Below are 20,503 nucleotides of genomic sequence, written 5' to 3'. Positions count from 1 at the left end.
CATTCGGTTCTTTATGATAGTAACAAATTTTATTTTTCAAAGCAAGCACTTTTCAAAAGACTTGATAAGGCACTATTGATTTTTGGCTCATTTCGTTCGAAACCGTGGTTTCGAACGCCTTTCAGCTCTGCTGAAAGGTTGCTCTGTGACCATGAAACGCTTGGAGAAAGCTCGCTTTCTCCTGCGTTTCATGGTCACAGAGCTAAAATGAGCCAAAAATCGTCTGCAATCTTTTCTAACATTCCCACCTTACAAAAAACACAAACGCTAAAACTAGACAACAAAAACACATCAAAAGCTTTATCCTCAAAAAAAGAATGACCATCCCACCTATATTGGACAGTCATCCCTTTTTTATCCTTGTAATTTATTTAACACAATTGTTGCTAAAGCATCAATGAACGCTGGCTGCACATCCGGCATAGCAGGTCGATAATAGCTCGCTCCAATTTCATCCGTTACGACTTTACATTCATAATCATTATCATAGAGAACTTCTAAATGCGTCGATACAAATCCAACTGGGATATAAATAAACGCTTTATATCCTTTTTCCTCATATAAATCTCTCGTTAAATCCTGAACATCCGGGCCAAGCCAAGGTTCTGGTGTTTGTCCAGCACTTTGCCAGCCGACTGCATAATTTGAAACGCCTGCACCTTCAGCAATCAGTTGAGCGGTTTCTTCTAACTGCTTTGGATACGGGTCGCCTAATTGAAGAATTTTTTCTGGTAAGCTATGAGCCGAAACAATTAATGCATAATTGTCACGTTCTTCTGCCGTCATGCGATTAATGACATCTTTTAGCTCATCGACCCAAAACTGAATAAATTTCGGCTCGTCATACCAGCTTTCAACAGAAGTAATTTTTAGACCGTACTTTGCTGCTTCATCTTGAGCACGTCCATTATAAGATTTAACACTGAAAGTTGAAAAATGCGGTGCTAATACAATACTTACCGCTTCTGTAATTCCATCATCAGCCATTTGTTTCACTGCGTCTTCGACAAACGGCTCGATGTGCTTGAGTCCTAAATACGCTTTAAATTCAATCTCATCTTGAATCTCATTTAAACGTTTTTCAAGCCCTTCTGCTTGCCCTTCCGTAATACGTGCAAGCGGAGATAAGCCGCCAATCGCCTTATATCTTCCTTTTAAATCTTCCAGCAATTCGTCCGACGGTCTTCTGCCATGCCTAATATGCGTATAATATCTTTCAATATCTTCTTCTTTGTTGGGTGTTCCATAGGCCATAACTAAAAGCCCCATTTTCTTCCTTGCCACTAATGTCACCTCTTTAGATTCGTCTACATTCCATTATTTATTTTTGACTAGCAGAATATTCATGAATAAAATTCGTTAATCGTTTTAAAACATCCGGATTCACAGAAGGGAACACACCGTGTCCAAGATTAAAGATGTATCCATCTTGTGCCATACCTTCATCGAGGATTGCTTTTGCTCGTTCTTCAATAACTTCCCAAGGTGCTAGTAGAATAGCTGGATCTAGATTTCCTTGTACAGTCTTGTGTATTCCCATGTTTCTTGCCTGCGAGATTGGTAGACGCCAATCCAAGCCAACTACATCAAGCGGCAGGTCGTTCCACTCCAGTGCTAGATGACTCGCACCAACTCCGAACATAATTAATGGAACATTCTCTTCACGTAGAGATGAGAAAATTCGCTCCATCACAGGTTTTATAAATACGCGGTAATCCGCTACATTTAAGGCACCTACCCAAGAATCAAAAATTTGCACAGCTTTTGCGCCTGCTTGAATTTGAGCCTTCACATATACGATAATCGTATCAGCTAATTTATCCATCAAGGCGAACCAAGCTTTAGGTTCTGCATACATAAACGCTTTTGTTTTATTGTAGTTTTTCGATGGACCGCCTTCAATCATATAAGAAGCAATCGTAAAAGGAGCACCTGAAAAACCAATTAAAGGAACGGATAACTGCTCTGTTGTTAATAGTTTAATCGTATCTAAAACGTAAGGAACATCTTGTTCAGGGTGTAATTCACCTAATTTTTCTACGTCTTGCAGTGAACGAATCGGATTTTCAATGACAGGGCCGATTCCTGCTTTTATATCTACATCTACACCGATTGCTGGAAGCGGTGTCATAATATCTTTATAAAGAATTGCCGCATCTACACCATACTGTTCAACTGGTAATCTAGTTACATAAGCTGCTAGTTCCGGCTGATGCGTAATTTCAAATAGAGAGTATTTCTCTTTTATTTTTCGATATTCAGGCTGCGAACGACCTGCTTGACGCATATACCAAACCGGTACATGATCTGTCTTTTCCCCGCGTGCCGCTCTTAAAAATGTATCATTCGTAATTTCCTTAGACATTCAAATCCACCTTTCAAGCATGTCAAAGTATTTATATTTTTTATATTCACCTACAATAGAATATCAGATGAAAAGAGAATTTCAAATCGTAACACATTAATGCTCGCCATTTCATAAAGATAAATATAGACAACTTGTGAACATTCTAAAACGCTTTCATTATTATGGAATTTCTTGATAATATATAGGAAAGAATACTGACTTGAGGTGAGTTTATGAATGTATATATGACAACAGGAACGTATGACTTTTTAAAGATTAAAAAGAACAAACATCCAAATGAAAAAATCTTTTTAATGCAAAATCCTCAGAACACTTTGCTATTGCATGAAACATCCGGCAAAACGGTCTTTGCCTCACCGCGCCGCTATGAGATCGTGGAAGGAAAAGGAGAATTACAGGACCATGGTTTTGTTGTCATGAATAATATTCCTGTTACCGAAGAAGGGCGGCCGAACTTAGAATATCAGTTTAAAAACCGAGCAGGCTTAATTGAGAAAGAACCAGGCTTTATCGCTATGCGAGTTCTACGTCCAATTAAATCAGATACGTATGTCATTTTAACGGTATGGGAAAAGGAAAGCGATTTCGATAAGTGGACACGTTCTCAATCCTTTAAAGAAGCGCATAATACCGAAAAAACAAAACCAACTTCTACTGGGCACCTCTTTTCTAGCACACCATACATTACAAAGTATTCCATGGTTTCGAAAGACAAAGAATAAAGTAAAACTTCCATTTAAATAAGGTATTTACGTATTAGACATAGCTAATATGTAAATACCCTATTTTTCTTACACTTGAACTTGTTCATCCACTTCAATAAATAGTAATCCCCCTAATAAGACACTGCCTCCATGGCCGCTATCAGATTTTGCTCATGTAAGATGTCGATTCGATAGAACCCTGTACGATAGTTTCGTTTTACCTTTCCTGAGCAATCAATCGAATACGATAGCAATTCATCGCCGTTTCTCCTAATTGGTCAATTAGTTGACGATTCGCATATGCTCCTACTACCGCTCCGATTCCTGGAATGAGCTGAAACATCTTCACTAAATCAATATGATCCCGATATTCCTGCTGCAGCACTTGCCAATCAATATCGGTTGCTTCGCCCCATCGTTCAATAACCTGAAGTGTTTCGGCTCTTTTTTCATCGCTGCAAAAAGCAAGCTGAAATACATATAAAATAAATAATCGTTCTTCATATTTGTTCGCATCAAAACCATATAAACGAGCCATTTCAAATAATAGTTTCATTTTAATACTGAGCAGCAAAGGAAAATCAGCTAACCCTAGGAACAAACCGCCAGCTCCTGTTCCAGCCCCCTCTACTACTGCCGTTTTTCGGTACGTCGAAATCGTCTCCTTAATCCATTCTTCTTTTTGTTGCAGAGATAACATCTCTACCTGTTTCTCTTTTGAAATATAAGAAGAGCCTGACAGCACCCCTTCAACAAGTCCTTTGATACTTTCCGTTATAGCTCGATGTACTTTTTCAGGAATATATTGATTAATTTTCCCCTGTGTTTTTTTCGAAATGCGTTCAAATGTACTCGGCTTATGAAACATTTTCTTTTTCCAAGCGATTACTTCTTGCCATACTTCTTGTTCATAGCGTTCCATTGTTACTCCCTCCATTCATTCTACTTGAACTTGCAGAGTTAAAAAAAGCCCTCGCCCAGCAGCGAAGACATAAAGAACCTTATTTCCTAAATCTATATCTCTTATCGATAAATTATGTTTTTGCCCTTATTACCATCCTAACATATCAGCCTATGCACCTCTTCTCCAAAAGGCTTGATCCTTTACTCCTTGAAGCTAGTTTACGAGCAAATTCAAAACAATTATGCCCCTTCTCTTTGTGAGTCAACTATTCTTTCATCCTTACGTTTGCGACTAGACAGTTGTTTATATACAGGAATGGTTATGACGACTATGATGCCACAGATGATATAAAGCATCGAATAGCCAAGATAGGATGAAATAATTCCTAACACGAATGCACCTGCAGCCATCCCAGAATCGAACAACGTGAAGAAAGTCGATGTAGCATGACTGCTTCGATGTTTCTCAGCAGATTGGATCGCCAGTGTTTGGAAACAAGGTACGATTGATCCATAGCCCATCCCTATCAGTGCTCCGGCTATAAGCAACATTGTTACTGAATGCATACTACTTAATACGAATAAGCCGATTGCAAAGAAAATAAAGGAAGGGTAAATCACATAGTTCGGTCCTCGTCGATCATAGAGTCGACCAGTAAACGGACGAACAAGAATCATCGCTGAAGCAAAGACAACAAAGAATAAGCTTACATATTCAAATACACCCTCACCTTCTGCATAAACAGAAATAAAAGACATAATACTTGAATAAGAAAAGGCAGTTAAACACCCAACAATGGCAATCGGAATCGCCCGGACTTCAAATAAATCATGAATAGATAAAGGTTTGCGCTCTATAATGATTGGTCGATTTTCTGAAACTTTTATACTAAACGAACCTAGAAAGGCAATCACTATAGCAACAGCGAGGCCTAAAAATAACGATTGATATGGAAAAAATTGAACGGCCGTTAAGGCAATAAATGGACCTACTACGACAGCTAGGTTCATGGACATAGCAAAATAACCAAGACCTTCCCCTTTTCTTTTATCTGGCACAATATCATTAGCAATGGCAATTAGTACAGTCGTTACAATACTAAACCATATTCCATGAAAAAAGCGTAAGGCCAACAATAAATACAAGTCATCCACCCATAAATATAAAAAAGTAGAAAGACCAAAAAACAACTCAGCAACAATTAGTGTTTTCCGCTTCCCTAGTACATCAATAATCTTTCCAGAGAATGGACGAACAAGAATCGCTGATAGCATAAATATAGTCATCATAAGACCAGCCTGTACCTCTGACCCTTTTAACTCCCTTATTACATAAACAGGTAAAATAGTTATAAGAGAATAATAAACAATAAAAAGAAAAAAATTGTTAATGAGGGCCACAAAGAAAGGCATCGTCCATATTTTTGATGTGTTTGTATAATTCATAAAAATTCCCCTTTTTGTCTATAAAGGCTATTATAGACCTAGTTCATTCAGTTCCACAGTACATATAGTACTAACCATAATTAAAAGAGTCACCCGAAAGTAAACTTTTGGGTGACCTCTTGTGCTCTTAAAACGTTCTTATTTTTTTCACCGCATAGCTTTTAAAGCCAACAATGAACAGAATACCGGCTATTAGCGCAAGTCCCGCACTCATCCCTTCACCTTTACAAAGCAACACAACAACAAATATCACAGCTTCTAGTGATAAAAAGTAAGAAATCCATCGAATAACCGTTGCCTCGCGCATGTTAGCCGGTAACGGATACAATGAAACCCAAATTTTCCATTCATGTACTTTCCATACTGGTAACAATTGAATCGCTGTTATAAATAAGAATAAAACAACAACAAATAAATACGCCCATTGATTGGATAGTACAACTAAAATAACGGAACCAACCAGGGTTAAACGAACTAACAAACCTGCATAATCATTCGCCCGTAAAAATGTACGCCCATATAAGTACATATATGTTGAAGATTGTTTATATGGAATAAAGGATAAAACAAAGTCTAACCACTTTCTTCTCGCCACTTTGCTTCCTAAGCTTGGTACATCGGTAAACAAATTGGCAAGCTTGTAAAAAGCTTGCAGCCGTTTGCTTTCGAGTGCCACTAACCGCTCCCATTGCAAAGCTTTTTGACGAGTAGCTCCGTGATAATAAGCAAACAAGCCAAGCAAAATACATAAGATAAGGACAGACACCCAAATGGACGCTTTATCCAATACAACATACAGCAATACTACATTAATAACAAAACGAAGCAATACATCGATACGACTTGTGGAAACCTCTTGATACTTCAACACGTGCCAATGAGTATTCAAGTTGATTATTTTTACAAGCAATAACACAATCAGCACGGTCACAAAATCGTTCATGCCTGAGCCTGTCACTTTCGCATACATCGGCATTAAGGCCGCTAATACAAGCAGCAACATATAGCTTTGCAAAAACCAGCTTAATAAGATAGAACGTGTAAAATAAGCCTTTAACTGCGTTTCAACAGGTAAAATAAACACGGTATCCGCTTCTCTTAAAAACGTATGAATCGGACTTCGTGTCACAAGAAGCGCCAAAATAACAGCCATAATCGGCACAGCAGGAAAATCACTATGCAACGTTTTTACCCAGTTGCTATAATAATACGCTGCTCCCCCAAAGGCTATCACCATTACGAATACTAGATGACCATTGAAAATATAACGCAAATACTTTTGCATTTCTTTGCTGTAGCTGACAAATCGCTCTTTCCAAAACTGCCCGCTATTCATGACGATGATCTTCTTTCGTCAATTGAATATAAATATCATCAAGCGTTGCTCCCGGCATCGCAAATTGAGTACGAAGCTGCTCTAAATTCCCTTTCGCTCGAATTTCACCATTATGTAGAATAACAAAGGAATCACAATAGCGCTCCGCTGTTGCTAAAATATGAGTAGACATTAAAATTCCTGCCCCACTCTCTTTCATTTTCGTCATTAAATCAAGCAAAGATTGAATCCCTAATGGATCCAGCCCTAAAAACGGCTCATCGACAATATAAAGCGAGGGCTGAACTAAAAAGGCGCACATAATCATCACCTTTTGTTTCATCCCTTTGGAAAAATGAGCAGGAAACCATTTCATCCGCTTTTCCATTCGAAATTCCTTCAGCAATACACCAATTCGCTTTTCATAGACCGCTTCTTCAATTCCATGAGCCATTGCCGTTAAACGTAAATGCTCCTCAAGTGTTAATTCATCATAAAGAATCGGCGTTTCCGGAATATACGTAAATTTCTTCCGATAACCATCTGGATCCTCCGAAAAAGTTTTCCCAGCAATCGAAATACTGCCGCTCTTAGGCTCCATTAAACCAATAATATGTTTAATTGTCGTACTTTTTCCAGCCCCGTTCAATCCAATTAAACCGACTAATTCGTTCGGTTGAATTGTAAAACTGATGCCTTTTAATACAGGAGTCTTTGTATAACCCCCGACAAGGTCTTTAATATCTAATAAGGACATAAATAACGATCCCTTCCCTATAAGCTTTGTGACACTTTTCATGAACAAAGCCTTAAATAAAATATGTTTATAGTGTAGCAAATTTTCGTTTGATTATATAGTGACGCCCTCTTTCATTCCTTAAATAAACAAGTCCGAAAAACATTTCATCAAAAAAAAAAAAAAAAGATGTATATAACTCAAAATTCCTGACCATAATAAGTAAGGAAGAAGGGGTTCTTCATTACAAGTGATTCACATCATATTGTAAAATGAGGTGTCAGTTAAAGAAACTATAACTGCTTTCTAAAAGAAACTTCGTTACAAATGAATCATATCATGTTGTAAATGAGGTGTCAGTTGCAGACTACTAACTGAAAGACCCAGAGAAATTTGCTTACGAAGTCATTTCGTCAGGAGATGGTTCGCTTGCACGTAGAAGAGATTCAATTCAACAGTTATCGAATATGCTTTATTCGTTCCTAAAACGATAAAGATATAGGAGATGGTTGCCTTGAATGAAAAATCTTTTATCCAATAACCGTAATTTACCAAAATGTAAATGAGGTGTTGATCAAAGGTTATTCTCGTTGATACGCCAAGACAAGCATACCCCCTTTTTCAAACGACAGGGTGCAACGTAAAGTTGCATCCTGTTTTTCATTTCACTTTTCTAAAGAAGTCATCTTGTGGTACGATTAACAATAATTTCATAAATTAGAAAGGAAGTTAAACGATGAGCGATTGTATTTTTTGCAAAATCATTAAGGGAGATATTCCAAGTACAAAAGTATTTGAAAATGATCAGGTCGTAGCATTTCTCGATATTAGCCAAGTAACGAAAGGCCATACACTTGTTATTCCGAAAGTACATAAAGAAAATGTGTTTGAACTAACACCGGAAATTGCAAAAGAAATCTTCGCCGTTGTCCCTGAAATTTCTCGTGCCATTAAACAAGAATTCAACCCAATCGGCTTAAATCTAATCAATAATAACGGAGAAGCAGCTGGACAATCTGTTTTCCACTACCATATGCACATCATCCCTCGCTACGGTGAAGGCGACGGCTTCGGAGCAGTTTGGAAAACACATGACAGCGAATACACGCCAGAAGATTTACAAAACATTGCAAATTCTATTGCACAGCATATTCAATAATGTATATCTGATTCTTCACATATGTGGAGAATCTTTTTCTTGATACGAAAAATATAGGTGAATCGCTGTCAAAAAAGCATTCCCTGCCTCTCGAAGTGATTATCTAAAATAAATCTGATGAAGCTAAATATCGAAACATGTCGAAAAATTCTGTCTTTATTTGTCTAAAAAAAGTGAAATTTTCTCAAAATACAAAATAAAAAATCGAATTTCCTCTCCAATTAAATTTATTTTTCTGTTAGGATATAATAGACTTAGTAACGTAACTACATTTATTTTTTAGGAGGAAGAAAAAGTGAAACGTGCACGGAATTTTAACGCTGGGCCAGCAGCCCTTCCAGAAGAGGTATTAAAACGCGCTCAAAATGAATGGTTAAATATAGAGGACTCAGGCATGTCTGTTATGGAGCTTAGCCACCGCAGTGCTCAATTTGAAAAAATTCATAACCATGCAATCGCAACACTTAAAGAATTAATGTCGATTCCAGAAAATTATGAAGTGCTTCTACTTCAAGGCGGTGCGAGCCTTCAATTCTCAATGGTTCCATTGAACTTATTAAAAGAAGGTAAACGCGCAGATTATGTTTTAACTGGAGCTTGGTCAGATAAAGCATTAAAAGAAGCGAAAAAAGTTGGCGAAACAGCTGTTGTTGCTTCTTCAAAAGAGGAAAAATATTCATTCATCCCTTCATTAGAAGACATTAAAGTAAATGAAGATGCTGCTTATCTACATATTACAAGCAATAACACAATTTACGGAACACAATGGAAACAGTTCCCTGAAACAGGAAATGTTCCATTAATCGCTGATATGTCAAGCGACATCCTAAGTGAAAAAGTGGACGTAAGTAAATTCGGCATTATCTATGCAGGTGCACAGAAAAACCTTGGACCATCTGGTGTAACGGTTGTAATTATCCGCAAAGATTTAATCGAAGATAACGACCAATTACCAACGGTGTTAAATTATGCAACTCATGCAAAAAATAATTCTTTATACAACACACCGCCAACATTAGCGATTTATTTATTATCTCTAGTATTAGACTGGGCAAAAGAACAAGGCGGCGTGGAAAAAATAGCAGAAATCAATCACAACAAATCAAAAATCATTTATGATGCGATTGATGAAAGCAATGGTTTCTATAAAGGACATGCACGTCCAGACAGCCGTTCACACATGAATGTAACATTTAACCTACAAACAGAAGAAGCAGAAAAACAATTTTTAGCTGAAGCAAAAGCTGCCGGCTTTGTTGGTCTTAATGGTCACCGTTCTATCGGTGGTTGCCGTGCATCTATTTACAATGCGGTACCAACAGCTCACTGCCAAGAGCTTGCTGATTTCATGAGAGAGTTCCAAAAAAACTACCAAAAATAAGCTTTTATACTAATTAGAAACCACTTCTAAAAAAACGAAGCGCATGATATACTGATGTATACTTTTCGCGGCAGGCAACGAGTGCACTGGCGGAAAAGTATACATTTTTTAGTTGAGAAGAGAAGAGGAGAGATTTATATGAACACAAAAACACTTGTATCAATTGCCATGTTACTCGGAATTGGGACGGCACTACATTTCATCATTCCAGGATACTTATTAATGAAGCCGGATATGATGCTATTAATGATGTTTCTAGCGATTGCTTTATTTCCTGAGAAGAAAAATGTATTCGTCATTGCTCTAGGATGCGGACTACTTTCAGCTATGTCAACATCCTTCCCTGGAGGTCAAATTCCAAACATCATTGATAAATTTGTTACTGCGTTCTTGTTTTATTTCTTAATCGTTACTTTTAAAAAGGTTTCAACAAATGTTGCTGGTTTAGTTGGCTTAACAGTCATTGGAACGCTTATTTCTGGAATTGTGTTTCTTGGATCTGCCTACCTAATTGCTGGCTTACCAAAAAGCTTCGTTCTTTTAGTCGGAGGCGTGGTTGTACCAGCTATGGCAGCAAATGCAATCGTCATGGCGATTATTTATCCAATTATTGCAAAAATCTTAAAAAAGACGTCCATTTCTTCTGCTTCTGTAGAAGCCTAACATCAGCACACAGTAAAAAAGCGCTGGTTTTTCTCCGGTGCTTTTTTACTAAATTATTATATTCATCAACTATATGACATCCCTAACGAATAAAGAGCATCACAAACCAAATAAAAAAACAACATCCACTAGCCATACCCCATTTTCTTGCACGTGATTGCACGACCCTTTTAGGCGGGTAAATCCCCGATTTGCGTAAAAGAGCTGCATAGTACCCCGTCACACATAAACAGACAACCCATATCATTAATAGCATGTTCATCTATGTCCCACCAGATTAGCTGAATTTTTATCCCACATCGACGCAAGTTTCACTGTACTATGTATATGTGTTCTCTGCTTATAATATGTCCATTCCCATATCTTGTTATCGTCAAATATCTTATCAAAAAATTATTACATTCCCTTAATTATTTTATCAATATAAAGATAAAATGACAGATACTCTTCCCCATTAAAGCAAATTATGATATTTTGTAATCGTTAGTCTTATTACATAACCTATATTCTTTTTCCAATTAAACTTTGATATTTGGAAGGGATTTAGCTATTTCAGAGCGAAATAAATAAAACATGAGGTGATAAATACAATGAAGATCAAATCATTGCTTATTGGATTTGTAACAGGAGCAGTCGTAGCAGGAGCTGCAACACTCCTCTCTGCCCCTAATTCTGGTAAAGACTTACGAATTCGCTTACAAACTAGTAAACAAAATCTAAGTGCATCAATTGAGGAATTATTAACTAAAATTCAAGACATAAAAAGTGAAGCAATAGAAGCCGCTCAAACAAGCAAAGATTCATTAAAATTGTTCGTTTCTGACGTCCAATTGCTCATAGAGGATTGGAAACGAGATATTGAACCAAATAAAACCGAATTATTTAAAAATATCGAAGAAATCGAGCAATCTTTAAAAGAATTGGAAGAGGTCATTCCTGCACGTTCGAACAAAGAGTAAGAGTTAAGAAGCCCAGTTATTCATTACTTTTTACAGAAATTTCATAATCCCTATATAAAATTGGAAATTTTCCATTTTGTCAGGGTTATCGGAATAAAATTTCTAAAAATTTCGCAAACTTTTACTTTATTAATTTTTATTTTATTGTCATAATAAATGTACACACTCTGATAAGTAGGTGATTTTAAATCATGCAAGATAAAAATTATTCTATGAAAGAAGCAATGATTTTTAGTCAAAGAATTGCTCAGCTAAGTAAAGCATTGTGGAAAGCTGTTGAAAAGGATTGGCAGCAATGGATTAAGCCACATGATTTAAACATTAATGAACATCATATTCTTTGGATTTCGTATCACTTAAATGGCTCCTCTATTTCCGATGTTGCGAAATTCGGAGTCATGCATGTATCTACAGCATTTAACTTTTCAAAAAAGTTAGAAGAACGCGGACTGCTAAGATTCTCCAAAAAGGAAAATGACAAACGAAATACGTACATCGAAATTACACCCGAGGGGGAAAAGGTGTTACTAAATTTAATGGAAACCTATGACCCTGGCAAAAATTCAGCTTTTTCAGGTGCACTTCCCCTTCGTGAACTTTACGGAAAATTCCCTGATTTAATTGAAATGATGGCCATTATTCGCAATATTTATGGAGAAGACTTTATGCAAATCTTCGAGCGTTCATTTGCAAATATCGATCAGGAATTTACAGATGCAGATGGAAAAATTACCAAGAAAAAAAATGAACAGGAAATTGAATCTGTTCAATAATAAAACTTAGACATTTCTTGCATGAATGATTTATGTAAACCTTGAGCAAGAAAAGCTTCAATAACTTCTTTTACAGTAAGCTTAGGCGTTAAATGCTTCTGTAAGTCATTAAAAAGCGGTTGAAAGTTCATGTATCCTTCCGCTTTTTCTGTTACAAACTTTTTGCTCAACGATTCACAAAGTTCTAATAATTGTTGAGCCTCCTCTTTTGTCATATTTTTTTCAACAATTAATAAATCAAGCTTCGCCTTCGGATTTTGAATAATCTTTAGCAATAATTGTTGATGATAACGCAGTGTTTCAATTTCTTTCTCTAAATGTCGCATACCTTCTAATCCCCCGTCAGTCTAAATGAATCTACTGTATATTTTACATTATGACCTCAAGTTTGACCTTTTATATAGCTATCTTTTCATTATACATGTCTTTTTCTCTCCAGGTCGAATACTAATTTAATAGCAATGAATTAATCTAAATCGATTTCCCATCTAGTTGATAAAGCTAGTTATGTTGAATGGGAGTCAAATATCAACAGAACATTGAAATAAACATTGTTATGTCTAGTTAACAAGTTGAACACACATAAACGAGCAACATTTTTCAGTATCTTTTTTCGTCATTATTTGGTATCGTTATAATACATGAATGTTTTGCAAGGAGGGATTCAGGCTTGGTCTCATTTTGGTTTATCTTGTTTTCGCTCATCATTTTATACAATATTAATAGAATGACAGATTCTTTATGTGTACAAAAGGAGATTCCTGAAGACCGACAACCTAAGGTATTCAGAACGATTAATATTTTAATTACCATCATGCTCCTATCTTCTTATGTAGAAATACTGTATACATAGCCAAATAAAAAGGGTGAAGCATTATGCTTCACCTTTTATTTTGTTACAGCCACGAAGCCCCGATAATAATTAACAGAATGAATAGAACGACAATTAAAGCAAAACCGCCGCCGAATCCAAAACCACCACCAGACATGGAATCTCCTCCTTTCAAATAACATTCAAACTATAGGCACACTCACATTTAACACGTTCAACTTCATTTAACGATCTCACTTGTACATAGCTTCTAACAATAATTGAGCGGCTACCTTATATCCTATTCATCATTCCAATAAAGGGATTGGGCATTTTATTTATTGCGTGAATCAACAGAAAAATGCTGACCCTACAATAATTAACAAGATGAAAAGGACTACTAACAAAGCGAAACCGCCACCGCATGTATGACCCATTTTCTGTACCTCCCCTTTGCTGTCTTCGTTCTATACTATGTTTAGGTTCTAAAATGGGGTAGACCATTACCCATTTTTTATGAAATAACTTCTAATTTTTGTACGATTTTTTTTTGAAAAAATTCATTATATGTTATAGTAATATCTATGGATTTACTCACACAAACCAGAATTTTAAACTAGGAGTGTTTTCTCATGAAGAAATGGGTATTAACTGCTGCTGTTACAGCTGGATTAATGGGGCTAACAGCGTGTAGCGGTGGAGATTCGGAAAAAATCGTTGAAACAAAAGCAGGCGATATTACAAAAGAAGAATTTTACACGGCTATGAAGGATAAGTACGGCGAACAAGTTATTCAACAACTAGTTTATGAAAAAGTATTGTCTGATAAGTATAAGGTAACGGATAAAGAAATTAATGCAAAATTGGACGAGCTTAAAGAACAAATGGGTGATAATTTCCAAATGGCGTTAGCATCTTCTGGATATAGCTCGGAAGAAGATTTAAAACGCGATTTAAAAATAGGGCTCCTTCAAGAAAAAGCAGCAATTGCGGATATTAAAGTAACCGAAAAAGAACTAAAAGAAGCCTACAAAAATGCTAAACCAGAAGTAAAAGCGAGACATATTCTTGTTGAAGACGAAAAAACAGCTAAAGAAGTCAAAGCTAAGCTTGATAAAGGAGAGGATTTTGCGAAATTAGCAAAAGAATACTCCAAAGATACTGGTTCTGCTGAAAATGGAGGCGACCTGGGCTGGTTTGGAGCAGGGAAAATGGTACCTGAATTCGAAGAAGCAACGTATGCTTTAAAGAAAAATGAAATCAGTGAACCTGTTAAATCTGAACATGGCTATCACATCATTCAGTTGTTAGATAAAAAGAAAAAAGAATCATACGAAAAAATGAAAGACAAACTGGAATACGATTTAAAAGTATCCAAAATCGATCAAACGAAAGTACAAAGCATTTTAAATGAAGCAGTTAAAGAAGCTAAGGTAGAGATTAAAGATAAAGACTTGTCATCTGCCATTCCTACAGCTGAAGAGAAATAATTGATGCTGCCCCTATCTTATATATCTATAGCATATAAAAAAGCGACCATAATGGTCGCTTTTTTATATGCTATGTTCCGCTTCCCTCTTCCGCTTTTCTTGTTCGAGCTTCATCCGTTCTATATACTTTTGTCCTTCCTCCTCAATCCAGGCGTTTTCCGTTATTCGTTCTTGTCTAGCTGCTCGAATCGCCATAATAGCACTAACTACTATTCCAATAAAAACAAACCAAATCCAAATAGGCATGTCCCTTCCTCCTTCCTAAAATTTCAATCGTATTAGACAATATGCAAATAAACAAAAAATATGCTTCCTCTTCATAAGAAGAGAAAGCATATTTTTTAAAAGTTTGGTTTATAAAATGAACGATTATCTAGTGCAAATACTCTTTCCGTAAATTCCCCTGGTCTAACTTTTTCTAACGCACGATCCATCATATTAATCTTGGCATCTAAATTATCGATATAGTGCAGCACTTCTGCTTCACGAACTAATGGCGGCTTCGGACTTCCCCACTCCGCTTTACCATGATGACTTAGTACAAGGTGCTGCAAAATCATAATTTCTTCTGCCTTAATCTCTAATTCCTCAGCTGCTTTACCAATTTCATTTACCATAATGGTAATATGTCCAAGCAAGTTGCCTTCTACCGTATACACCGTTGACACGGGACCTGATAGCTCGAAAACTTTTCCAAGATCATGGAGAATAATTCCTGCATACAATAAATCTTTATCGAGCGATGGATATAGCGCTGCAATTCCTTTAGCTAAATCCAGCATAGACACAACATGATACGCAAGACCTGACATGAATTCATGATGGTTTTTTGTCGCTGCAGGAAAAACTAAGAAATCCTCTTGATACTTCTTAAGAAGGTGACGTGTTACTCTTTGAATATTAGGATTTCTCATTTCAAAAATATATTGTGTAATTTTCTCCAGCATCTCTTCTTGGCTTAATGGAGCTGTTTGAATTAGATCACTTTTCTTCACACCATCATTATCGGTTGTTAAGCGAATCTGACGAATTTTTAACTGACTGCGTCCGCGAAAGTTTTGAACCTCGCCTTGTACCTTAACTGTCGCTTCAGCCGCATACGTTTTCTCATCATTTTCTGAAACATCCCATAACTTTGCTTCAATTTCACCTGTTTTATCTGCTAATATTAATGTTAAAAACGGTTTACCGTTACTTGCGACTGCCTTCGTGCTTGTTTTTATATACATATATGTATCTACAGTCTCACCAAACCCATAATGAACAATTCCTTTTTTCATTCGCGATTGCCTCCGTTCAAGGAAATATCAACATTATACCATAGCCAACACGTCCACGCCGTATTGTTGATAAAGAAAACCCGAATTCCTTAGCATACGCGTGAAATTCGGGTTGAATAATGTAATTAAAAAATATTCATACTTAAATAGCGTTCGCCATTATCAGGGGCAATACAAACGACACGTTTGCCTGCTCCTAAACGACGTGCTTCTTGAAGCGCGGTCCATACGGCTGCTCCAGCAGATGGTCCTACTAGAATCCCTTCCTTAGCGGCTAAAGCTTTCATCGTATTAATAGCATCATCATCGGATACTTGAACGATCTCGTCCAATACTTCCATATTTAAGATGCTTGGAATGAAGCCAGGACTCGTTCCAACAAGCTTGTGAGGCCCTGGTTGTCCACCTGATAGTACAGGTGAACCTTTAGGCTCTGCAACCACGACCTTTACGTTAGGAAGCTCAGCTTTTAACGCTTCACCTGTTCCTGTAATCGTACCCCCTGTACCAGCCGTCGCCACGAACACATCTAAATTGCGGTCCATTTGTTCCAATATTTCTACCGCTGTCGTTACACGGTGAATATCTGGATTGGCATGATTTTCAAACTGCTGCGGCATGAAGCTTCCCGGAATTTCTTCAAGTAAGCTCTGTGCTTTACGAATCGCACCTGGCATTTTCTCATCAGCAGGTGTTAGCACCACTTCTGCGCCATATGCTTTTAAAATATTAATACGCTCTTTTGACATATTATCCGGCATAACCATAATAGCACGATATCCTTTTGCTGCTGCATTCATCGCTAGACCAATGCCTGTATTCCCGCTCGTTGGCTCGATAATCGTCGCCCCCGGCTTTAATACTCCATCTTCTTCCGCCTGCTTAATTAAATTGTATGCAGCACGGTCCTTTACACTGCGGCTCGGATTGAAATATTCCAATTTCACATACACTTCCGCGTCTCCTTCTGCTGTTAAACGATTTAACTTAACAACAGGAGTATTACCTATTAACTCTGTAACATTATTAACAATTCGTACAGTCACGTCTTGATACTCCTTCCATCTTCCCTAGCAACTATATATTACTAAGTTATCCACCCTTTATTATACCACTTAATCTTTTTTTGTTAATTGCAGTGCTTTCCTTATATTCTTTAACGATTTAGCACTACCATACATTAAAACGCCGCCTTTATATACTCGTGCACCGAATACAGCTAAAATGACGATACTCGCAACTAGCAGGCCGATACTTAAACTAATCTCCCAAAATGGGACATCCAGCATCCCTACCCGGAGGAACATAATCATTGGTGCAAAGAAAGGAATAAAAGAGGTCACAGTAATATAGGTAGCCGATGGATTATTTAGCCCAAACATCGCTAGCATGAAGGCAGCAACCACAAGCATGATCATTGGGGTAATCGTTTGCTGAACATCCTCGATTCGGCTGACAACGGAGCCTAAACAAGCAGCTAATGTGGCATACAAGAAGTAACCGAGTAACGTAAAAATAATCGCATACACAATCGTCGACATACTCGTACTCCCAAAGCCCATAAACGAAAAAACACCTTCATTCATATCGGATAAATTTCTCTTAATACTCCAATATCCGCCCCCAAAGAAAAGAAGCATTTGCGTTAAACTTAGTAACGCAATTCCTAAAATTTTAGCGAACATTTGTTGAACTGGTGATACGCTGGAAATTAAAATTTCCATTACGCGCGATGTTTTTTCAGTCGCTACTTCCATCGCAATCATATTCGAATACATAATCACGGCCATGTAAATAATAAATAAAATAATATAGACAAGCCCTCTGGCTTGATTCAATTCTTCTTCCGTCTTAGCATTTTCTTCAAAAGCAACCGTATCTAATACAACCGGAGAATGTAACGCCGCGATTTGCTTATCCGTTAATTGCAGTTCATTGGCAATTATCTTTGTTTTTAGTTGTGACAGCACAACAGCAAGCTCCGAGCTAACCGTTGTATCAGCTAACGTATTGGCCTTATACGTCCCTTTTATTATCTCTTGTTCATCGCTTTTAATCATTAAATAAGCAGTTAATTTTTCTGAATCGATAAGCTTCTCTGCTTCTTCTTCCGTTTTAAGTTCGATTAACTCTACATCCTCATCAATGGCCTTCATTCCAAGTTGTACATCACCAAACATGGTTCCTGTTTGATCGATAACTCCAACCTTCTCTTCGGAATCATCAAATAAGGCAATAATTTTTGTAATATTGCTCAAACCGATTACAAGAAGAAGCATAACCGCTGTTGTAATGAGAAATGACTTCGTTTTTAGCTTCATCAAGTAGGTATGAAACAGGACAATCCAGAACTTATTCATAAGCAGCACCTACCTTTTCAATAAAGATATCGTTTAATGATGGCTCCTGTAATTCAAACTTCCGAACAAACCCTCGCGGTACAAGCGCTTGCAGCATTTTCTCCGCAACCGTCTCATCTACTACTTGTAACACTTTCCCTTCCATCGTCGTTTTGACTTTCGTTACACCAGAAAATGTTTCAAGAAAATCTAAATTAAAGTCGGCATGTACAACAACATTTTTCTTGCCAAAAGAGCGCTTAATGTCCTTTAAATGACCGGCAACTACAGGAGAACCTTTTTGTAAAATGCATAGATTTTCACATAATTCCTCGACATGCTCCATCCGATGACTGGAAAATACAATCGTCGTTCCTTGATTTCGCAAGTCAATGACGGCTTCCTTCAACATTTCCACATTCACCGGATCTAACCCGCTAAACGGTTCATCTAAAATAAGTAACTTCGGCTTATGCAGCACTGAAGAGATTAATTGAATTTTTTGTTGATTCCCCTTTGAGAGCTCCTCAACGCGCTTATTCTTATATTCAGGCACTTTAAAACGTTCCAGCCAAACATCCATTTCTTTATTGGCATCCGCCTTACTCATTCCTCTTAATCTTGCAAAATACAATAGCTGCTCACTTACCTTTAGTTTTGGGTATAACCCCCGCTCTTCCGGTAAATAACCAATTAACGAACTCATCGATTGATCAATCTGTTGACCCTTCCATGTAATTTCCCCTTTTGTAGGCCGAAGCAAGCCAATAATCATTCGAAACGTTGTCGTTTTTCCCGCTCCATTTGCCCCTAACAGACCAAACATTTCTTGCTCGGGTATCGTAAAATCTAATTCATTCACAGCCGTATAATCTCCAAAACTTTTTGTTACATTGTGAACATGTAAGACCATATAAGTTTCCACGCCTCCTATCAACTTAATAGTTTAATAGTATCGAAAGGCATCTCCCTTTACAATATAATTGGCAAAACATGCAAAAAATGATAAAATATTTTACAATAGTTATATTTTATGTAAATTAATGATAAAAGAGGGGCGTTTCATATGAGCAAAACTTATAAATTAACAGTATTTGAACCTTCTGGAGAGAAACTATTAGACGAAGCGTTTACAGCGGAACATGATAAGCAAGCGAAAGAAATTGGCGAAAGACTATTAAAAGAAAAAAACTACTCTGAATTTACTCATCGTTGTACATCATCAGCAGGAAAATTAGTTTTATTTCATATCTAAGGAAAAAGGCCGTTCCATTTACATGTGGAAGGCCTTTTTGCTTCTTTATTTTCCAATAAAATTCGGTTTTCTTTTTTCAACGAACGCCTTAATGCCTTCTTGATGATCTTGTGTTTGCCGCATCTTACTTTGAGCGATTTTCTCACTTTCCAGCACATTCATTAATAAGGTGCGATTTTTCTCAGCTAGAATTTTCTTCGTCTCAATCATCGCTTGAATCGGGCTGTTCAGCCAAGCTTGTACTTTATTCTCTACCGCTTCTTCAAGAGACCCTTCTGCTACTGCATCAATGACCTTTTTCTCTAAAGCTTCCGGCGCTTTCATCACTTTCCCTTCCCAAATCAAATGCTTAGCCCCTACTTCTCCAAGACGACGCTCTAGGAAGTAATGTCCACCCCCATCCGGAACAAGCGCAATCCCAATAAAGTTCATCGCAATTTTACTACTAGCCTCTGCAATGACATAATCGGTCGCTAAAGCCATACTTAACCCTAACCCTGCCGCTGCTCCATGAATGGCACTAATCGTTAGCTTCGGCATGAAATACAGCGTCTGAATCAAGCTGCTTACTTCACTCAATAAATCGCCCAAGTCTGCTTTATTAGTGGAATTTAACATCATCTTAATATCACCGCCAGATGAAAAACCGCGGCCATTTCCTTTTAACACAACAATATCAACCGCTTCATTCTGGCTTACTTCTTTCAAAGCAACTGTTAAATCCTTTACTAATTCTTGATTAAGCGCATTGAACGATTCTGGACGATTTAACGCAACAACCGCTACTCGCTCTTTAATCGTAACAATGACTGTTTTTGTCGTCGAAGTTGCTTCCGTATTCATTGCTTTTGGCCTCCTCTATGAATCTACTATAATACATGACTATCTTATCACAAATTCCATAAAATGTATTTCAAGTGA

25 protein-coding genes are annotated in these 20,503 nt (G+C 37.2%); 9 read left to right on the top strand and 16 right to left on the bottom strand.

Annotated features, from left to right (window positions below):
• Positions 1–354: 354 nt before the first annotated feature.
• Together hemH and hemE are read right to left on the bottom strand one after the other, a co-directional pair.
• Complete coding sequence (gene hemH / locus D1953_RS10405) at positions 355–1,284, bottom strand: ferrochelatase (protein WP_119117111.1); 930 nt, start codon at positions 1,282–1,284, stop codon at positions 355–357.
• A 37-nt stretch (positions 1,285–1,321) separates the two neighbouring features.
• Complete coding sequence (gene hemE, locus D1953_RS10400; RefSeq protein ID WP_119117110.1) at positions 1,322–2,365, bottom strand: uroporphyrinogen decarboxylase; 1,044 nt, start codon at positions 2,363–2,365, stop codon at positions 1,322–1,324.
• A gap of 215 nt (positions 2,366–2,580) precedes the next feature.
• Here hemE and D1953_RS10395 point away from each other — a divergent pair, with 215 nt between their 5' ends.
• Positions 2,581–3,090, top strand: coding sequence for an antibiotic biosynthesis monooxygenase family protein (locus D1953_RS10395; RefSeq protein ID WP_119117109.1), 510 nt, complete (start codon positions 2,581–2,583; stop codon positions 3,088–3,090).
• Between the two features lie 199 nt (positions 3,091–3,289).
• On the opposite strand, the gene D1953_RS10390 is transcribed toward D1953_RS10395, so the two are convergent.
• From D1953_RS10390 to D1953_RS10375, 4 genes are all read right to left on the bottom strand, one after another.
• Positions 3,290–3,994: an EcsC family protein gene (locus D1953_RS10390; protein WP_119117108.1), complete on the bottom strand. Its 705-nt coding sequence runs from the start codon at positions 3,992–3,994 to the stop codon at positions 3,290–3,292.
• Positions 3,995–4,215: 221 nt separating this feature from the next.
• Positions 4,216–5,421, bottom strand: coding sequence for an MFS transporter (locus D1953_RS10385; RefSeq protein ID WP_119117107.1), 1,206 nt, complete (start codon positions 5,419–5,421; stop codon positions 4,216–4,218).
• 127 nt (positions 5,422–5,548) lie between these two features.
• A complete protein-coding gene (locus D1953_RS10380) occupies positions 5,549–6,757 on the bottom strand; it encodes an ABC transporter permease (protein ID WP_119117106.1) in 1,209 nt (402 codons plus the stop codon).
• The gene (locus D1953_RS10375) at positions 6,750–7,493 is read right to left on the bottom strand and encodes an ABC transporter ATP-binding protein (protein ID WP_119117105.1); all 744 of its coding nucleotides are present in this window, start codon (positions 7,491–7,493) and stop codon (positions 6,750–6,752) included. The genes D1953_RS10380 and D1953_RS10375 overlap by 8 nt, the downstream gene beginning before the upstream one ends.
• A gap of 715 nt (positions 7,494–8,208) precedes the next feature.
• Here D1953_RS10375 and D1953_RS10370 point away from each other — a divergent pair.
• The 3 genes from D1953_RS10370 (at position 8,209) to D1953_RS10360 (ending at position 10,675) form a co-directional block, all read left to right on the top strand.
• Entirely contained in the window at positions 8,209–8,631 is a 423-nt protein-coding gene (locus D1953_RS10370) for an HIT family protein (protein ID WP_119117104.1), read from the top strand.
• 295 nt (positions 8,632–8,926) lie between these two features.
• The gene (serC, locus tag D1953_RS10365) at positions 8,927–10,012 is read left to right on the top strand and encodes a 3-phosphoserine/phosphohydroxythreonine transaminase (RefSeq protein ID WP_119117103.1); all 1,086 of its coding nucleotides are present in this window, start codon (positions 8,927–8,929) and stop codon (positions 10,010–10,012) included.
• Positions 10,013–10,150: 138 nt separating this feature from the next.
• Positions 10,151–10,675: a tryptophan transporter gene (locus D1953_RS10360; protein ID WP_119117102.1), complete on the top strand. Its 525-nt coding sequence runs from the start codon at positions 10,151–10,153 to the stop codon at positions 10,673–10,675.
• Between the two features lie 82 nt (positions 10,676–10,757).
• On the opposite strand, the gene yhzF is transcribed toward D1953_RS10360, so the two are convergent.
• On the bottom strand, positions 10,758–10,937 hold the full coding sequence (gene yhzF / locus D1953_RS21015; RefSeq protein WP_127759261.1) for a membrane protein YhzF: 180 nt from the start codon (positions 10,935–10,937) through the stop codon (positions 10,758–10,760).
• A gap of 328 nt (positions 10,938–11,265) precedes the next feature.
• On the opposite strand from yhzF, the gene D1953_RS10355 reads away from it, so the two are divergent.
• Both D1953_RS10355 and D1953_RS10350 read left to right on the top strand, forming a co-directional pair.
• Entirely contained in the window at positions 11,266–11,634 is a 369-nt protein-coding gene (locus D1953_RS10355) for a YtxH domain-containing protein (protein WP_119117101.1), read from the top strand.
• A 191-nt stretch (positions 11,635–11,825) separates the two neighbouring features.
• Positions 11,826–12,407: an HTH-type transcriptional regulator Hpr gene (locus tag D1953_RS10350; protein ID WP_119117100.1), complete on the top strand. Its 582-nt coding sequence runs from the start codon at positions 11,826–11,828 to the stop codon at positions 12,405–12,407.
• Here D1953_RS10350 and D1953_RS10345 read toward each other — a convergent pair.
• Positions 12,401–12,733 (bottom strand): DUF1878 family protein, encoded by a 333-nt coding sequence (locus D1953_RS10345; RefSeq protein WP_119117099.1) that lies wholly within the window; start codon positions 12,731–12,733, stop codon positions 12,401–12,403. The genes D1953_RS10350 and D1953_RS10345 overlap by 7 nt on opposite strands.
• Positions 12,734–13,077: 344 nt before the next feature.
• On the opposite strand from D1953_RS10345, the gene D1953_RS10340 reads away from it, so the two are divergent.
• On the top strand, positions 13,078–13,260 hold the full coding sequence (locus tag D1953_RS10340; protein ID WP_119117098.1) for a hypothetical protein: 183 nt from the start codon (positions 13,078–13,080) through the stop codon (positions 13,258–13,260).
• A 43-nt stretch (positions 13,261–13,303) separates the two neighbouring features.
• Here D1953_RS10340 and D1953_RS10335 read toward each other — a convergent pair whose 3' ends face one another.
• Complete coding sequence (locus D1953_RS10335) at positions 13,304–13,396, bottom strand: YjcZ family sporulation protein (RefSeq protein ID WP_119117097.1); 93 nt, start codon at positions 13,394–13,396, stop codon at positions 13,304–13,306.
• 172 nt (positions 13,397–13,568) lie between these two features.
• Positions 13,569–13,655, bottom strand: a complete 87-nt coding sequence (locus D1953_RS10330) for a YjcZ family sporulation protein (protein ID WP_119117096.1) — start codon at positions 13,653–13,655, stop codon at positions 13,569–13,571.
• 195 nt (positions 13,656–13,850) lie between these two features.
• On the opposite strand from D1953_RS10330, the gene D1953_RS10325 reads away from it, so the two are divergent.
• Complete coding sequence (locus D1953_RS10325; RefSeq protein ID WP_119117095.1) at positions 13,851–14,708, top strand: peptidylprolyl isomerase; 858 nt, start codon at positions 13,851–13,853, stop codon at positions 14,706–14,708.
• Between the two features lie 63 nt (positions 14,709–14,771).
• On the opposite strand, the gene D1953_RS10320 is transcribed toward D1953_RS10325, so the two are convergent.
• The 5 genes from D1953_RS10320 to D1953_RS10300 form a co-directional block, all read right to left on the bottom strand.
• The gene (locus tag D1953_RS10320; protein ID WP_119117094.1) at positions 14,772–14,954 is read right to left on the bottom strand and encodes a sporulation YhaL family protein; all 183 of its coding nucleotides are present in this window, start codon (positions 14,952–14,954) and stop codon (positions 14,772–14,774) included.
• Positions 14,955–15,049: 95 nt separating this feature from the next.
• Entirely contained in the window at positions 15,050–15,988 is a 939-nt protein-coding gene (gene yhaM / locus D1953_RS10315; protein WP_119117093.1) for a 3'-5' exoribonuclease YhaM, read from the bottom strand.
• 125 nt (positions 15,989–16,113) lie between these two features.
• Positions 16,114–17,034: a cysteine synthase A gene (gene cysK, locus D1953_RS10310; RefSeq protein WP_119117092.1), complete on the bottom strand. Its 921-nt coding sequence runs from the start codon at positions 17,032–17,034 to the stop codon at positions 16,114–16,116.
• 69 nt (positions 17,035–17,103) lie between these two features.
• Complete coding sequence (locus D1953_RS10305; protein WP_119117091.1) at positions 17,104–18,348, bottom strand: ABC transporter permease; 1,245 nt, start codon at positions 18,346–18,348, stop codon at positions 17,104–17,106.
• On the bottom strand, positions 18,341–19,240 hold the full coding sequence (locus tag D1953_RS10300; protein WP_119117090.1) for an ABC transporter ATP-binding protein: 900 nt from the start codon (positions 19,238–19,240) through the stop codon (positions 18,341–18,343). Before D1953_RS10300 ends, D1953_RS10305 begins: the two co-directional genes overlap by 8 nt.
• Positions 19,241–19,393: 153 nt before the next feature.
• Here D1953_RS10300 and D1953_RS10295 point away from each other — a divergent pair, with 153 nt between their 5' ends.
• A complete protein-coding gene (locus tag D1953_RS10295) occupies positions 19,394–19,582 on the top strand; it encodes a YhzD family protein (RefSeq protein WP_119117089.1) in 189 nt (62 codons plus the stop codon).
• 45 nt (positions 19,583–19,627) lie between these two features.
• On the opposite strand, the gene D1953_RS10290 is transcribed toward D1953_RS10295, so the two are convergent.
• Entirely contained in the window at positions 19,628–20,425 is a 798-nt protein-coding gene (locus D1953_RS10290) for an enoyl-CoA hydratase (protein WP_119117088.1), read from the bottom strand.
• Positions 20,426–20,503 lie beyond the last annotated feature (78 nt).

The sequence above is a fragment of the Peribacillus asahii genome (assembly GCF_003570725.1).
Lineage (GTDB): Bacteria > Bacillota > Bacilli > Bacillales > DSM-1321 > Peribacillus > Peribacillus asahii.
The sequence above is the reverse complement of the archived record's forward strand: the minus strand, read 5'-3'. Positions and strand labels throughout refer to the sequence as shown.